Source organism: Streptomyces sp. NPDC052687 (assembly GCF_040678395.1).
Classification (GTDB): Bacteria; Actinomycetota; Actinomycetes; order Streptomycetales; family Streptomycetaceae; genus Streptomyces.
In genome coordinates this window covers 18520-34657 of record NZ_JBFATR010000006.1, presented here as the reverse complement: position 1 = coordinate 34657, position 16138 = coordinate 18520, and the positions used below count along the sequence as shown (strand labels likewise).

The 16138-nt window shown below is 69.4% G+C and carries 14 protein-coding genes; 10 read left to right on the top strand and 4 right to left on the bottom strand.

Annotated elements, in window-relative coordinates:
* Window positions 1–7: 7 nt before the first annotated feature.
* On the top strand, window positions 8–214 hold the full coding sequence (locus AB0K92_RS08900; protein ID WP_365920806.1) for a hypothetical protein: 207 nt from the start codon (window positions 8–10) through the stop codon (window positions 212–214).
* A gap of 98 nt (window positions 215–312) precedes the next feature.
* On the opposite strand, the gene AB0K92_RS08895 is transcribed toward AB0K92_RS08900, so the two are convergent.
* The 4 genes from AB0K92_RS08895 to AB0K92_RS08880 all read right to left on the bottom strand — a co-directional run bounded on the left by AB0K92_RS08895 (window position 313) and on the right by AB0K92_RS08880 (window position 4464).
* The gene (locus tag AB0K92_RS08895) at window positions 313–603 is read right to left on the bottom strand and encodes a hypothetical protein (RefSeq protein ID WP_365920805.1); all 291 of its coding nucleotides are present in this window, start codon (window positions 601–603) and stop codon (window positions 313–315) included.
* 355 nt (window positions 604–958) lie between these two features.
* A complete protein-coding gene (locus tag AB0K92_RS08890) occupies window positions 959–1477 on the bottom strand; it encodes a hypothetical protein (protein ID WP_365920803.1) in 519 nt (172 codons plus the stop codon).
* A gap of 66 nt (window positions 1478–1543) precedes the next feature.
* Window positions 1544–3859 carry a hypothetical protein gene (locus AB0K92_RS08885; protein ID WP_365920801.1) on the bottom strand — a complete coding sequence of 772 codons (2316 nt, stop codon included), beginning with the start codon at window positions 3857–3859 and terminating at the stop codon, window positions 1544–1546.
* Window positions 3860–3942: 83 nt separating this feature from the next.
* The gene (locus AB0K92_RS08880; protein ID WP_365920799.1) at window positions 3943–4464 is read right to left on the bottom strand and encodes a hypothetical protein; all 522 of its coding nucleotides are present in this window, start codon (window positions 4462–4464) and stop codon (window positions 3943–3945) included.
* A 442-nt stretch (window positions 4465–4906) separates the two neighbouring features.
* Between AB0K92_RS08880 and AB0K92_RS08875 the strand changes: the two genes are divergently transcribed.
* From AB0K92_RS08875 to AB0K92_RS08835, 9 genes are all read left to right on the top strand, one after another.
* A complete protein-coding gene (locus tag AB0K92_RS08875) occupies window positions 4907–5353 on the top strand; it encodes a hypothetical protein (protein ID WP_365920797.1) in 447 nt (148 codons plus the stop codon).
* Between the two features lie 3 nt (window positions 5354–5356).
* Window positions 5357–7252 (top strand): hypothetical protein, encoded by a 1896-nt coding sequence (locus AB0K92_RS08870; protein ID WP_365920795.1) that lies wholly within the window; start codon window positions 5357–5359, stop codon window positions 7250–7252.
* Window positions 7253–7318: 66 nt separating this feature from the next.
* Window positions 7319–8593, top strand: a complete 1275-nt coding sequence (locus tag AB0K92_RS08865; protein WP_365920793.1) for a S8 family serine peptidase — start codon at window positions 7319–7321, stop codon at window positions 8591–8593.
* 109 nt (window positions 8594–8702) lie between these two features.
* Window positions 8703–9050 (top strand): WXG100 family type VII secretion target, encoded by a 348-nt coding sequence (locus tag AB0K92_RS08860; protein ID WP_365920791.1) that lies wholly within the window; start codon window positions 8703–8705, stop codon window positions 9048–9050.
* Between the two features lie 85 nt (window positions 9051–9135).
* Window positions 9136–9435: a WXG100 family type VII secretion target gene (locus AB0K92_RS08855; protein ID WP_365920789.1), complete on the top strand. Its 300-nt coding sequence runs from the start codon at window positions 9136–9138 to the stop codon at window positions 9433–9435.
* Between the two features lie 150 nt (window positions 9436–9585).
* On the top strand, window positions 9586–10767 hold the full coding sequence (locus AB0K92_RS08850) for a S8 family serine peptidase (protein WP_365920787.1): 1182 nt from the start codon (window positions 9586–9588) through the stop codon (window positions 10765–10767).
* A 35-nt stretch (window positions 10768–10802) separates the two neighbouring features.
* Entirely contained in the window at window positions 10803–11750 is a 948-nt protein-coding gene (locus AB0K92_RS08845) for a serine/threonine protein kinase (protein ID WP_365920785.1), read from the top strand.
* Between the two features lie 14 nt (window positions 11751–11764).
* Entirely contained in the window at window positions 11765–13969 is a 2205-nt protein-coding gene (locus AB0K92_RS08840; RefSeq protein WP_365920783.1) for a protein kinase, read from the top strand.
* Window positions 13970–14018: 49 nt separating this feature from the next.
* Window positions 14019–16100 carry a serine/threonine-protein kinase gene (locus AB0K92_RS08835; protein ID WP_365920781.1) on the top strand — a complete coding sequence of 694 codons (2082 nt, stop codon included), beginning with the start codon at window positions 14019–14021 and terminating at the stop codon, window positions 16098–16100.
* Window positions 16101–16138: the final 38 nt, after the last annotated feature.

Genomic DNA, 16138 nt, shown 5'->3' with positions numbered 1-16138 from the left:
GACGACCATGACAGCTTTCGGCTTTGTACTCGCGGGTGTGTGCGTGCTCATGGCCTGCATCAAAGCGGACCGGGTACGCACTTGGCGCTCGAACCTGAACCCCTCGGCACCGGATATCCCGGACTCCGCCTTTGTCGTCGCCCGGATCACCCTCCTCGTCATGGCCGGGCTTGTCGTCTATGCGAACGTCCAGGTCATGGCCCTGTCCGACTGATGCGCACGAGGGCGGGGCGGACGGCGCGCTGATGTTCCGCGGGCGCGGGGACGGGGTCTCCGAGCCCACGGCCTGTGTGAGGCGTTCTATGTGATTCTTCAGGCGACGTCATCGAGCGTCGCGTAAGGTGTCTCGCCCTGCTGCGCCTGTTCCGCCCGCTCCGCGAAGACGACCGCGCACTTCTTGACCCAGTTCTGAAGTTCGATATCCGCCCCGGCCTCGCCCAGGGTCAGCATGATGACGCTGCCGACCCGCACCTGAGCGAAAAGGGTCTTCGCCCCGGCCTCATAGGAAGCGCTCAAGCCCGTGACGGCATCGCTCTCGTCCCCGATGTCCCCGAGGCTCAGCTCGCGGCGCTCGATGCTGCGCTCGCTCCATGACTTCCACACGGGCTCGTACGCCTTCCGCGGCGACCGAGTCCTCATACGTCATCAACACGAAGCCCAGACTGGGCTTCCCGCTGCCGTGGGCCTCCGACACCCCGGCGAACTGGATCTTCGCGCACTCCTCGGCCCCCCTGGTAACAACGGGCCACTCCCATTTCCTTCGCCTTCTTCAGCGGATAGGCGACGGGCTCGAGACCGACCTTCCACCCGGGCAGGGCCTCGGCGTTGGGAAGGACGGCCTTCGTCTGCCGGGCGTCGAGAGGCGACGTCTCCTGTGCGCTGTCGCCGCAGCCGGCGACGAGGGCGACACAGGCGCACAGGGCGAGGGAATGCCGGCTGAGCCGACGGGCGGAGCCGTTCACGCCTTCCCCCCGGCCTTGCAGGACGGGGAGGCCTCGACCTCGTCCGTGTACGCCGTGATGAGGCGCTTCATCGCGTCGGCGTCCTTGTGTTCGGAGCTCTGTGCCTGAACCGCCGTGTACAGCTCCTGGCGCTGCTCGGTGTCGACGCATCCTTCGGTCTTACCGAAGGCCTCGTTCCCCGAGTACCGGAACCGCTCGTCCTCTGCCGAGTGCTCAGGGGCTTCGAGTGACTGGCTGGAGGCGAAGTAGGCGGCGGTCTTCCCTTCCTCCACCCATGCCTGCGTGGCCCTCAGGGCGAGCTTGTCGTCCACGACGACCTCGCACACCTTCGTCCCCCCGCCGGACTTGTCCCGGACGGTGATCTCCTTGCCGTCCGGGAGGAACGGCCCGAGATCACCGGCGTCGACAGCGACTCCGCACAGGTCCTGCGGGACCGCGTAGTCGCGTTCGGACTCGTCGCTGTCACACCCGGAGAGCGCGGCGACAAGGACAGCGATCGCCGGGACGACAACCATGCCTCGCTGTCGCGAAGGCCTAGGGCGAACAGCACTCACAAGATCCCCTTCGTCGGGCTCGGACGATCAGAAGGCCGCGATGCTACCGGGCGCCTGTCCGTCCACGATGGCGCGTGCGTTGAGGTAACCCTGGCGTGCCGCCTCACGGGCGGTGATACCGGCGTCGCCGGTGTCGACCGTGTGGTACTTGTCCGCGGCGGTCCGGGCGGCGTCCTCCGTGATGGTCAGGTTCCTCATCAGGCCCTCCTGCCAGTACTGACCACCGGTCTGCTGTGCCTGGTCCATGGCGTGACCCTCGGCGTCCTTGAACACCGATTCCAGGACGGTGCTGGTGACGGTTCCGGCGGTGCCGCCGACCGCCGCCCCGACCCAGGGCGTCGCGACGAAGGAGGTACCGACTCCTACCACGGTGCCGACCGTGCCGGAGATGATGTTCTTCTTCTGCGCGACGGCGTGCTCGTATTCCTTGTCCTTGTCCGAGGCCTCCTTGCCGATGTACTCCTGCGCGCCCAGCGCGAGAGTGCCCGAGACCTCGCCCGACCGGCCCGCGATCTGCCGGATGACGAGCTCCTCGTCCTCGGAGAGGCGCTGGGACTCCGGCAGGTCCGGGTTCAGGTGGTAGTCCATCAGCTTGCCCATGTATGCCTTCTGACCGACCTCGACGGCGGCGTAGCCTTCCGGGTTCTGGCCGACGGCGAAGAGCAGCTTGCTCACGGACGTGTGATCCAGCTTGGCTTCCGAGCCGGCGACCGGGTACAGCTTCTCCACCTCCCGCCACTTCTCCGAGTCCGGATCCCGCACGACATCGGTCATGGAGCGGTTGATGTCGGGCAGGTACTCCGAAGTGATCTGTCCGACGCTGTCGGTCATGAATCCCCGGCCGGTGAGCCGTTCCGGATCGTCCGCGATCGAGGCGACCAGGCTCTCCATGAGCCTGGACTGCTCGGAGGTGTGCGCCGGCGTGTCGATGGTCGGAATCTCGCCTGCGGGGTGGCCCGTGGTGGCCGCCTCCAGCGCGAGGGCGAGGTTGTTCTCGCCCGTGCGGAGCTCGTCGCCCTTGAGGTTGGTCTCCTGCGGCCACTCCCGCTCCTCGAAGAGGTACTGAAAGTTGGAGAGGGTGACCTTGCCCTTCTTCTCGTCGCCGTCCGTGTCCCGCTCGAAGGGGTTGTCCTCGTCGTCCTTGTTGATGAACTCCTGGTTGAAGAAGTCGGTCGCCGCGTCCGGGCTGTTGGAGAGGCCCTTCAGATAGCCGGTGAGCGGGTCGGAGCCGCTGTCCTCGCCGATGCGGTTCAGCCACGGGTCCATGCCCATGTGCTGCCACGCCATGTTCGCGTGCTCGCCGTTGCCGGTGAGCTTGCGCTCGGTGGCCATGAGCTTGTTGCCGTAGTCCTTCAGGAACTGGTCGTCGTAGTCCCCGGTCCGCATCAGGTTGCTCATGACCTGGAAGCCCATGGGGCCGCCGCCGTTGTTGCCGTAGATCGGCTTGTCGCCGATGTCGATCATCGTGCGCTTCCACTCGGTCATCGCGACCGAGTCGCTCTGCGTGGCATTGGCGAGCGTGGTGCCGAGGCCGCGCTGCAGATCGTCGAACTTCTCCAGCCGCTGCTGCCCGAGCTCGTAGTTGCCCCGGTGTGGGTCGTTGACGCCGGTCCAGAATTCCAGCGTCTTCTGCGGTCCGAGCGTCGTGGTGAACCTCTCGGCGAACAGGTCGTCGTTGCCGTACTTGTTGAGCCCGTTGAGTAGCCGGTCGAACTCCTCGGGCGTGAGGTCCTTGGGGTCCTTCCTCGCCAGCTTCGCCATCTCGTCGGCCTGCTTGATGGCCTCGGCAGCGCTGTCCCGGTCCTTGTACGAAGCGTCGGAGAATCCGAGCTTGCTCTGATCGGCGATGGCTTGGAGGACGGTCTTGGCCGAGTTGTCGCTCTCGGTGGCCTTGTTCAGGATCTTCTGGAGCTGGTCGCGGAGCGCGGTGATCTCGGACTGCTTGTCCTTGTCCTGCGCCGCCCGGGCCTCCGGCGGCACGTTGGTGGTGACGGTGAAGCCGCCCTCGTAGCCGATGACGGTCAGGTTGTTCTTCCGGCCGCCCTCAATGGCGTCGATGAGCTGCTGGTGATAACCCTTCAGCTCACCCCGAGTGTCTTCGAGGATCTTGTGGATGGTCGTGGCCTGCGTGTGCGCGTCGCTGAACTCACCGGCCGTCTTGCCGATGAACTCCTTCGTCACCTGAGCGTTCACGCCGGCCCAGTCCGCCTTGTTCGCGGCCTGGTGCAGTTCGTCCTCGGCGTCCTTCTTCAGCGTTTCCAAGTGCTTTACCAGCGTCGACCAGTCCTTGACGGCGTCATCGAGCAGCTTGAAGTTGGCGTCGCGCAGAGTTTCGAGATCCATCGGCCTTAAATCCCCAGAAGTTGTCGAGCGGTCGAGCAGTGGATGAGTGAGAACGACTCGGTGAAGTGGATGCCGGTCCGCCGCTACTCGTCCTTCTTCTCTTCGTCCTTCTTCTCTCCGTAGACGGGATTCTTCTCGCCGGGCTGCCCGACCCGCTCGTCGAAGCCGGCGTCCAAGGTGTCGATGCTGCTCATCTGGCGCACGATGAAGTTCTCGTCGCCGGCGTGGATCTTCTTGGTGACCTGCAGATGGTTGGTGATCTGCGCGCAGGCGTCCATCAGGGACTTGAGCTGCTCTTCCCACCGGTTCGACACATGCTGCAGCCCGGCCCCGAGCGCGAAGCCCTGCTTCGACAAATCGCTGGCGGCCGAGTCGCTGCTCGGGACGGCGACGCGCGCCTTGTCCCACAGCGCGTTGTAGAGGGTGTGCGCCGACTTGCTGATCTTCGTCAGCGAGGTGTTCGGGACCTTCAGATCGCCGTACTTGCTCGGCCCCCCGGCCGTGCCCGGCGACCCGTCACCGGGGTCGAGCTGGTTCAACTGCATCTGCGTGGACTGCCGCTCGGCAGCCTGACTCTTGAGTTGCTCCCACTCGTCCCATGCCATGGATGAACCCTTTCCCCGTACTGCTCGACTGCCGGAGCTTCGCGTCAGGTGGATGCCCTGGTTCCGATGCTGTAGTTGAAGCCCAACCTAGCAACGGGGTACGGCGGAGGAGGGGGGCAGGTCTTTTGTGCGTTGATTGCCTGGCGTGCAGGTTCGCGAACATCGTCCCACCGGCCTGTGGAGGTGTTGCGAAGATCGCAAACGGGGCCTCGCGGCGGGGTGCCCGGCGTCTCCGCAAAGCGGCAAATCGGTCAAACGGTGGGGCGTACACGAGTCTCGTAACTGAGTTGCGACACACCACGGTTGGAGCCGTTGCGCAGGTTGACTACAGTGGTAAAAGCGTTGTCTGGCGCAGCTCGCTTTGCGATCGTACGGCGAGCGAGTGGTCGGCCCGGATCTGATCGGGGCCGATGAAGGTCACGGGGAAACGGGGAGGAGCGTCGTGCTGCCAGCGGACATGGTGGGGGGCGCGTCGGCGGCCAGGAAGGCGGACCTGGAGGCCAGCAATGAAGCGCTCAAGAAGTTCGTCTCTCAGGTCGATGAGGTTCTCCAGAGGCTCGAAGGATCGGCGGGCAACCCGAAGAGGGTGAGCGCACAGACCATCAGCGCCTCCTCTCTGAGCAATGGTGGAGCCGGCGTCTTCCCTGAAGCCCACAGTCTGTACACCCAGTACAACAGCGTCCACGAGCAGCTCACGACCTTGTCCAAGACGCTGCACATGCACATTGAGGCGATCGGCATCGCGGTCAAGGGCGCGGCCCATGGCTACACGGCGCTCGAAGATGACGTGCGTCGGCGGTTCTATGAGATTCAGGCGGAGATCAAGGAAATCCGGCAGAACGCGAGTGGCCAGTACACCGGCAAGGACGACTCCGGGATGGGGGCCTGACGAATGACTGACGAGCAGCGCGAGGCGGACCTGGAGCGCGCCCGCAATCAGAACTCCTTCGCCGACCTCGCCCGGACTGTCGAGCACTCGGGCGGCCAGGGGTTGTTGCCCCGGCTGGTGATCGATCCTGTCCGGGCGGTGGTCGGTTCCACCGCCCCGGGCAAGGCCGTCTTCAACAGCACGGACTTCGCGGCGAAGAATCTCGACCTCAACGAGATGATCGACCTGGTAGAGCAGACGAACCCCGAGGACCTGGAGACGTCCGGCAACGCGCTGCTGGACGCGCGGAGGGCTATCGCGGACGCTGCCAAAACGCTGGACAGCGATATGAAAGCGGTTCCCTGGGTCGGTGAGGCCGGTGAGGCCTTCCGTAAATGGGGTGAGTCGCTCGTCAAGGGTTCGAACGAACTGAGCGAGTTCGCGGGGAAGGCGGGTGACCAGCTCGTCGCCGCCGCGATGGGGCTGGCATCGGTGCGCAAGGCCATGCCCGCTCGTGACCCCAGGAACCTCAAGCGGCCGGAGAACTTCACCGACGCCGAGAAGGCCGCGAAGAAGGACGACTACGACGCCGCCGTCAAGGTGGAGAAGGACCGCCAAGAGGCGATCAACCAGATGAACAGGCTGGCGTCGTACTACGCGGTGTCCAGCCAGCAGCTGGCGGCGTTGCAGGAGAAGCCGCCGACGTTCGGGGACGTGCCAAATGCCGGGGTGCCACCCACGGCTGGGGGCGCAGGCGCGGCTGCAGGAGCAGCCGTGTCCGGTGCGCCTCGAGGGGGGAGCGCCGCCGAGTATCACGCTCCGGCGGAGGCGCAAGGCCGCTCCGACGTGAGCGAGTCCATTGGCACACTGGCCCCCTCGGCCGTCGGCAGGCCGGCGGTCACGCTTCCCGACGACGCTGTCGGCACGAACATCGACAGCGTCGGCACGCTGCCGCCCACGACCACGACACCGGCAACGGGGCACACTCCGCCGGTCACCGGTACCCCGCCCGCGGGCCAGCCGGGCACGTTCGAGCCGTACGTGCCCTCGGTCACCGGCAGGGCCACCGGCAGGACGCCGAGTGGCACGAACGGCCTGCGTACCCCGGCCACCGCGCAGGGGCGTACCCAGCCCGGCCAGGTTAACCCCGTCACCGGCCGCGCGACGGGCCCAGGGGCCGCGCAGCAGATGGGTCGGGCCACGGGTCCAGGGGCCGCGCAGCCAATGGGGCGGGCCACGGGTCCGGGCACCGCGCAGCAGATGGGCCGTACGGCGGGTCCCGGCGCCGCCCAGCAGATGGGGCGTGCCACCCCGACAGGGCAGGCGCCTGCCAGGGGAACCGGCTCCGGTTCGAAGCCGTTCCCAATGGGACAGGCGGGTGTGTCCGGAGGCACCCCGCGCACCAGCGGCACGCCAGGAGCGCGGGCGAGTGCCGGGCCGGCCACAGGTGCCGGCCGCGCCAACGGCGTAGTCGGGGGGCGGCCCACGACCACCGGCGGCGCGGCCGCCAACGGCGGGCCGAGGATTCCTCGTGGCACGGTGATCGGTACTGGCCCGACGGCCACTCCCCGGCCGTCGACCGGTGTCGGACAGCATGGTGTCATCGGAGCTCCCCCGGCAGGAGCACGGCCCGGCGCGGGCGCGGTCGGCGCCTCTCGTGGCGGCGTCACAGGAGCGGCGAAGCCTGGGACCGGCAGCCCCGTGACCGGCAGCCCCGTCGGCCGTAACTCCGCCGTTCAGGCCGAGCGGAACGGCATGACGCGAGGAGGCGCAGGCCTTGCCCGCCGGAGCGACGACAACGGCAAGCCCGACGACGACAGAGACACGCAGGGAACACCGCGTGCCGATCACGTGGCCGAAGACCCGGAGACCCGGGTGCCCGACAAGCCCCGGCGCGACGTGCCGCCGGTCACCAACTGAGCGCTAGCGAGGACTAACAACGCCATGAAGTCAGGGACGCTCCTCGGGACATGGTGCGGTCGGAGAGTGCGTGCCGCGGGTGCGGTCGTCGGCGCCCTGGCTGCCGTGAGTGTGGGGCTGGCCCCGAACGCCTCGGCGGCTGACGCCCAGTCGATGCAGTGGTATCTGGGGCCGATGCAGGTCGAGCAGATGTGGAAGGTCACCAAGGGCGAGGGGGTCAAGATTGCTGTCCTCGACTCCGGGGTGAACCCGAACACTCCCTCATTGAAGGGACAGGTTCTGGCTGACGAAGTCCCCAAATCGGTCGCTTACGGGGCTACTGATGACTATCTCGGCCACGGAACGACCATGGCTGAGCTGATCGTCGGCACGGGAGCGGACGGCGGCATCAAGGGGTTGGCGCCGGGAGCCAAGGTCGTACCGTACCGAGTGCGAATGCTGTGGGAAATCGTGGGGGAGGAAGCCGACAAGGAGACCCCGCCCGAGGTGGCGCTCAAAGCCGCGGCTGACAGCGACGCCAAGATCATCAACATGTCCTTCGGGGGCATGTCGTCCGCTGAGAGCGAGGCCGCCATCAAATACGCCGCCTCCAAGGGCAAGTTGCTTGTCGCATCCGTAGGCAACGATGGTGCCCCCAGCGTGACGGTGATGCATCCCTATGTGCTGGGTGTCGGTGCGACCGACTCCAATTACAAGGTGGCGAAGTTCTCGAAGGAGTCATCCGACGGTTACACCGACCTCGTGGCGCCCGGCGAGGGCCTCCCGGCGTGGTGTGACGAGACCTTCCGGTCGTACTGTCAGGCCCAAGGAACCAGTCAGGCCACGGCCCTCGTCTCGGCAGCGGCAGCCCTGATCTGGTCCGCCCACCCCGACTGGACCGTCAACCAGGTCACCCGAGCCCTGCTCGACACCGCCGGGCGCGGCTGGCCCAAGGACAAGCCGAGCAAGACCGCGGGCTACGGATTCATCCGTCCCCGAGTCGTCCTGGAGAACCCCAGCTACGATCCCGGCCCCCCGGACGTCGACCCGCTGGCGAAGATCAACGGGGGCGATGTGCTGGCCAAGGCGGGCGCGCGGGACGCGAGCGACGGCAGCGACAGCGGCAATGCCGACAACGCGGGCAACTCCTCGTCCGATCCCTCCACTTCTGCATCAGGCGCGTCACAGGCCCCCGGAAAGGGTTCAACCGGCGGCACATCGGCGGCAGGATCGGACGCGGAAGCGGCCGCAGCAGACGCCGGTGACGACAACACCCTGTGGATCGTGCTGGGAGCCGCCGCCGCGGTGCTCGTCATCGGTGGCGCCGGCGCCGCCGTCCTGCGGGCCCGGCGCGCCAGGTGATGTGACCAGCGGTCCTTGCCGAGTGGCCACGCGGGCCCGCACCACCGGGTGCGGCCCCGCCATCTGAACCAATCGACCGGAAGACAGACAGACGAAAGGAAGGCTGGCCATGGCTATGGACCAGAAGCTTGAAGATGCAGCAGTAATCAAGCTGCAGAAGCAGATGTACGAGAAGTACGAGAACATCCGCAAGCGGGTGCACAACCTGCAGGGCGTCATCGACAGCCTCGAGGGCGGCAACTGGCAGGGTATCGGCCGTAGCGAGTTCGACAAGAAGCAGTACGAGATCAACCAGTCGCTGCAGAGGATCGGCAACATCCTCGGTGAGGTCATGGAGGCCATGACCAAGACGCGCGACATCAAGGACACCAAGGAAGACGAGGTCCGCGCGGCGGTCAACCGGATCAACCTCCAGGACGGCGCTCCCACGGTGTCTCCTTTCAGCTCGATGTCCTGAGTCGAGCCCCCGTCTCTTCAGGAACCCTCGAGCGGGAAACTCACCGCACATCACTCCGCACACGAGCGAGACAAGGTAGGCAGGCATGGGCCACAACGGTGACGGGCTTTCCGTCTCTTATGACGCGCTGGACTCCGCGGCGACCACCATCGGCAACGAGGCGAAGACTCTCGAGCAGGACCTGCAGGAGCTTCGCAAGATGGTCGAGAACAGCAAGCAGTACTGGGCGGGTGAGGCTGCCGGCAGCTTCGAGGGCAAGCTGGCCCGCTGGGACAAGGAAGCCAACGACATCCACCAGGCCCTGATGGGCATCGGCCACGTCGTCGCCCAGTCCGGTGGTACGTACATGGAAGGCGACAAGAAGGCCGCCAGCTACTTCGTGTAGACACGGCCGGAGAACGGATCAGCGGGGTGGGCGCGCGCGGGAGGCGCCCACCCTGCTGTCGTGCGGGGGAGCGGGGCGAGCACCACCATGAAGTCACCCGGGAGTCGGCGTCCGCGAGTTGCCGGCGCGCTCGTGGGAGCCCTGGTCGCCATGGCCACGGTCACCGCCACGGGACTCACCCGGAGCGCCGCCGCGGCCGACGCCCAGGCGCAACAGTGGTATCTGGGGCCGATGCAGGCCGAGCGGATGTGGAAGACCAGCACGGGGAAGGGCGTCAAGGTCGCCGTCATCGACAGCGGCGTCAACGCCGGCACACCCGCGCTGAAGGGGCAGGTCCTCGTTGACGAGGTTCCCGATGCCGTCGGTTACCGCGTCACCGACGACTACACCGGCAACGGGACCACCATGGCCGAGCTGATCGCGGGTACGGGCGCGGGCGGTGGGCTCAAGGGCCTCGCGCCGGGCGCCAAGATCGTCCCGTATCGCATCGAGCTGGACGAGCTGCGCGCCGACGACGAGGAGCGGCGGAAGACACCCGACCTGGCGGAGGCGATCACGGCGGCGGCCGACACCGACGCCAGGATCATCAACCTCTCGGTCAGCTGGGAGTGGTTCACGGGCAACGACCAGGCGGCCATCGACTACGCGGCGTCGAAAGGCAAGCTGCTGATCGCCTCCGTAGGCAACGGAGTCCGGCAGGAGCGTGCCATCGCCTTTCCGGCCAGGAACCCGTATGTGCTGGGGGTGACGTCCATCGACTCCTCCGGCACGGTGTCGAAGAACGCCGCCGGCGGGGACGACGTCGATCTCGGGGCGCCGGGCGAGAAGATCCCGCGTTGGTGCGACGCGACCTTCCGCTCCTACTGCGTCGGCGGTCCCGACACCCGGCCGGCCGCCGCCCTCGTCTCGGCGGCGGCAGCGCTGATCTGGTCCGCCCACCCCGACTGGTCGGTGAACCAGGTCACCCGCTCGCTGATCGACACAGCCAGTCGTTCCTGGCCCAAGGACACCCCGAGCCGCTATGCGGGCTACGGGCTGATCCGCCCCCGCAAGGTCCTGGCTGACGCCGATTACGACCCCGGCCCCGCCGACGTCGATCCGCTCGTCAAGGAGAACGGCGGGAACCTGCTGGCGGAGTCCGCGGCGACGCCCTCGCCCACCCCGGCCGACGACGCGGAGCAGTCCTCGGTGGAGGACTCGGACACCGTCTCCGCCACGGCCCCGCCCCGCAACCACTACCACCCCCTCTTGCTCTCCCTGTCCGCCGCGGCCACCGTGCTCGGCCTCGCCCTCACCGGCACGGCGGTCGTGCGGCTGCGGCGCTCCCGGTGACGAGCGAGCGGGCGGGAAAGGAGGGAGACGGAGACGTGAGCACGCCCGCCCAGGCTGCCGGGCACCGTCCCAGGACGCGGCAGATCGGGCCGTACACGGTCATCACCCGGCTCGACGACAAGCACACCGGACCGGGCACGGCCGTCCCCGAGCACCGGTTCATCGCCCGCGGGCCGGACGGTGACCGCACCGTCCTGCTCAGCACCCCACTGCCGGCCGTGGACGCGCGGCGGTTCATGGCCGAGGCCGAGGCCTCCCGCTATCTGCTCGGCCCCTGGTCCTCCCCGGCCACCGAACTCGCCCCGCCCGGTGACCGGCCCTGGCACGCCCGGCCGTATGTGCCCGCCCTTTCGCTCCCCACCGCGCTCGCCGTCCACGGAGGCCCGCTGCCCGAGCACACGGTACGAGCCCTCGGTGTCGCCCTGGCGGAAACCCTGGCCGTTCTGCACGGCCAGCAGTTGTCCCACGCCGGACTCTGTCCCGCCGCCGTGCTGCTCACCGCGGACGGCCCGCGGCTCACCTGCTACGGCGCGGTACGGGCCGCTGCCCCCGAGGGCGCCCCGCGCCATGACGCTCCCGGCCTCGACCCCGGCAGCCTTCCGCCCGAGCAGGCGGCCGGCGGCCGGCCGCGGCCACTGGGTGACGTGTACGCCCTCGGGGCCACGCTCGCCTACGCCGCCACCGGATACACGGCACCCGAACGCGGCGAACTACCCCCGTCGTTGCGCTCGCTCGTGCCCCGCTGCCTGGCGCGGGACCCCGCCCACCGCCCCCAGCTCGCCGAGATCGCCGAGGAACTGGCGAGCCCGGGGACACCCTCCCCGACCGGTCAGGAGCCCGCCACCCGCGCCGAGTCACTCCTCGGCCCCGGCTGGCTGCCCGCACGGATCGTCGCCGCCCTCGCGCACCAGTCGGCAGCCGTACTGGCCGCGGAGACCGAACCGCCCGCACCAGGCACCGCCGCTTCCCGACACCACCCCTGACGACAAGAAGACCCATGCCGCTCCCCCTCACCCACGACGACCCCGCCACCCTCGGCCCCTTCCGGCTCATCGCCCGGCTGGGCAGCGGCGGCATGGGGACGGTCTACGTGGCGCGCTCCGCCGGAGGGCGTACGGTCGCGCTCAAGACCATGCACGCCGGAACAGCCGCCGATCCGGCCGCCCGCACCCGGTTCCGGCTGGAGGTCGACGCCGCCCGCGTCATCGGCGGGGAGTTCGGCGCACGGGTCGTGGACGCCGATCCGCTCGCCCCCACGCCCTGGCTGGCGACCGAGTACGTGCTCGGACCGCCGCTGGACGAGGCCGTCGACACCGCCGGGCCGCTGCCCGAGGCGGCGCTGCGCGCGCTGGGGGCGGCGCTGTGCGCGGCGCTCGGACGGCTGCACGCCTCGGAGGTCGTGCACCGGGATCTCAAGCCGTCCAACATCCTCGTCACCGCCTACGGCCCGAAGCTCATCGACTTCGGTATCGCGCGGGCCATCGGTGACGACCGGCTCACCCGGCTCGGCGCGGCGGTCGGCACTCCGGCCTTCATGTCGCCCGAGCAGGCGACCGGGCAGGACCACGACGCGGCCGGGGACGTCTTCGCGCTCGCCGGAGTCCTCGTCTTCGCCGCGACCGGACGGGCACCGTTCGGCCACGGGCAGACCCAGGATCTGCTGTACCGGGTCCGGTACGCCGACCCGGATCTGAGCGGCGTCCCCACCGCGCTCGTCCCGATCCTGGCGCAGTGCCTCGACAAGAACCCCTTCCGGCGGCCCACCACCGCCGACCTCGCCGCCCGGCTCCACGACGGCACCGGGCATTTCGCCGATCACCTGCCGGACGCACTGCTCGCGGAGATCGCCCGCCGGGCCACCGAGGTCTGGCACATCACCCCGCGGCGGCTGCCCGCCCCGCCCCGGGCGGAAGCCGAGGAGGCGCCGCCGGCCGCCGTGGTGTCCCGCAGACGTCTGCTGCTGGCGGGAAGCGGACTGGCCGTCGGCGCGGTGGCCGCGGGCGCGGGCGCGTGGGCGTGGAGCCGGCGACCGGGTCCAAAGCAGGCTCCACCGGTCGCCGGCCCGAGCAACAGCGTGCTGCCCACCAAGGACCTCGACTCGATCTGGCAGCGACAGGTCGCCACGCCCGAGGACGACCTGTATCCCGCCCGGCCCCTCGCCGTGGGGGACCTGGTGGTGGTGAGGGCGGGTCAGGGCCTGGCCGGTCTGGCCGCCGCCGGCGGGGAGATCCGGTGGGCGTCGGACCGGCTGGAGCCGACGTGGCAGGTGGCGACCGACGGCGAGCGGCTGATCCAGGTCGTCGCGCCGGAGGGTTCCGAGGGCAACCTGGGCAAGCCCGGGGGATTCCCGCTGCTCCTCGCGTCCGTCGACCTCGCCTCCGGCACGGTGGCGGAACCGTTCGCCGAGTTCACCGACGTCAACGGTGTCATCACCTACAACCAGATCCTGTGCACCGCGGACGGTGTCGCCTATGTGGCGGCGGGCCGGGGAAAGTACGACACGTACTGGGTCGCCTCCCAGACCTGGTCCCTGTTCGCCGTCGAGCTCGGCACCGGCCGGCGACTGTGGACCCAGCCGCTGCCCGGCCGGAGCGACGGCGCGGACCGCCTGCTCTTCGTCGCCGCCCGTGTATCGGGCCGCCATCTGGTGGCGCTCCAGGAGACGAACGACGGCAAGGTCCGGGTGGTCGCACGCGACACCCGCACCGGCGCCGTCCGCTGGGAGAAGCCGCTCGACGGCCGTTCACCGAACCGTCTGCGGCTGCCGCTCGCGGCCGACGACCGCCATCTCTACATCGGCACGGGCCCTCTGGAGGCCTTGCGGCTGAGCGACGGCAGCCAGGTGTGGGACTCCTCGACGGAACGCCCCGGACGTACCTACGGCCCGCCGGCCGTCAAGGACGGTGTGGTGTACGCCGTCGAGAAGGGCATCGGCCTTGTCGCGGTGGATGCGGGCAGCGGGCGGGTCCGGTGGCAGGAGAAGGGCGGCGAGGGAGCGAAGACGGACCTCACGGACGCCCCCGTCATCGGGACCGGCCACGTCTACCGCAGGCGTTCCTCACGCCTCTGGGCCGTCGATCTCTCGACCCGTACGCCCACCCGCTCCTACCGGACCACCGGTGACCGCTTCGTCGCCCACGAGAAGGCCGAGGTGACCCTCGCCCTCGGCGGCAGGTTCCTCGCGGCCTTCCCCCTGGAATGAGCGGCCACCGGACCGAACGACCCACGATCCAGACAGAAGGCGATCAGCGATGAAACCCCTGGGCACCGGCGACCCCGTTCGTCTCGGGCCGTACCGCCTGCTCGGCGTGCTGGGCGAGGGCGGCATGGGCAAGGTGTACGCCGGCCAGGACCGGACCGGGACGGTCGCCGCGGTGAAGGTGCTCCGCCCGGAACTCGCCCACGACCACAACCTCTCGCAGCGCTTCGTCCGTGAGGCACTGGCCGCGCGGGCGGTCCGCAGCCCCGGCGTGGCGGCAGTGCTGGGGGCGCAGACCGAGGGCGGACGCCCCTGGATCGCCACGGAGTTCCTGGCCGGGCCCACGCTGGACGAAGCGGTCGATCAGCACGGACCCCTCGACGAGACGAGAGTGCACGCCCTGGCGGCATCGGTCGCTCGCACCCTGACGGACATCCACACCGCCGGATTCGTCCACCGCGACCTCAAGCCGCAGAACATCGTGCTGACCGCGACCGGACCGCGTGTCATCGACTTCGGCATCGCGCGGCCCGAGCACGGGCTGACGCTCACCACCACCGGGCAGATCCCGGTCACGCCGGGGTACGGCGCACCCGAGCAGGTTCTGGGCCGCCGGGTGACGCCCGCGGCGGACGTCTTCTCCCTGGGTGCCGTCCTCGTCTACGCGGCGACCGGGCAACGCGCGTTCGAGGGCGGCCACGTGGCCGCGGTGCAGTACGAGGTCGTCCACGGCGAGCCGCTCTGGCACGGCCTGTCCCCGCAACTGCACACCCTCATCGCTCCCTGCCTGGCCAAGGACGAGGCCGTACGGCCCACCGCCGGCCAGATCGCGACGGCGTTCACCGCGCCGAGGAACGCGGCGCGCGTGTGGGCCCGTGGTCCGGTGGGGGAGGAGATCAAGGCACGCGAGCGCCGGATCCGTCAGCTCACCGCACCGGTGAGCACCACGGACGGCGTGCCGCGGCGCCGCCTGCTCACCGGCCTCGCCGTCGGCGGCGCCGTGCTCGCCACGGGTGGAGCCACGACGGGGTGGTGGCAGCTGCGGGAGAAGGCACGCAAGGAGGCACGGGAGGCCCTGTTCACCCTGCCGCCCGCCGTGCCGGCACCGCGGGCCCGGTTGCTCGACGCGGATGCTGGTGACTACGTGGTCGACGGCTCCCCCGAGGCGCTGTGGAAGGTGCGCCTCGCCGTGGACGCCGAGTCCCCCGCACCGATGCCCGTGCGCGATGTCGTCGTCATCGGAACGTTCGGCGGTATCGCGGCCTACAACGTCGTCGACGGCACGAAGCGCTGGGAGAGACCGGAGCTGCTGTCCAGTCAGTACCTGTCGCTGTCCGACCGGCTGATCGTCGCCGTCGACCCGAAGGGCACGCTGGTGACCTTCGTGCCGTCCACCGGTGAGCCCAAATGGACGGCGGCCGCCGAAGCCGAGGCCCTGCTGGCCGCGGACGAGGACACCGTCTACGTCCACGCGAAGGACGGCAGGCTGCGCGCGGTGCGGCGCTCGGACGCCACGATCCGCTGGACGGCGAAGCTGCCCGCGGCCTACCGGGGCACGCTCTCCCCGAAGGCGGCGCTGGGCGGCGGCCGCCTGGTGCTCCCGACCACCGACGGGCATGTCCTGGCCGTGGCGACGGAGGACGGACGTGTCGCCTGGGAACGCCGGGAGCAGGCCGAGAAGGTGCCGGTCGAGCCCGTCGTCCAGGGCGGGGTCGTGTATGTCAACGGCAGGACGCTGACCGCGGTGAAGGTGACGGACGGCACCGAGATCTGGTCCGAATCCACCACCGACATGTACAGGATCCCCACGGAATGGGGCCCCGCCACGGTCCACGGGGACTCCGTCTACTCCGTCGGCGGCACAGGGCTCGAACGTCTCCGCCGCACCGACGCGAAACAGCTGTGGAGTACCCAGACAGGCGCCGACCGCACCCGGCCCGTCCTCTCCCAGGGCACCGGCGTGTGGATGATCGACACGTCCTCCGAGACCGTGGTGCGCACCGTGGACGAGGGCGAGGGGTACGAGGTGTGGACCTACGCGCTTCCGAAGGCCGAGCGGGTCGCCCTCGCCGTCGGCGGCAACAGGGCCTTCGTCGTCCACGGTGCCTCGCTCCACGCCCTGCCCGTCTTCTGAACCCGCGGCCCGGTACGGCAACGGGGCCGCCCCCGCCG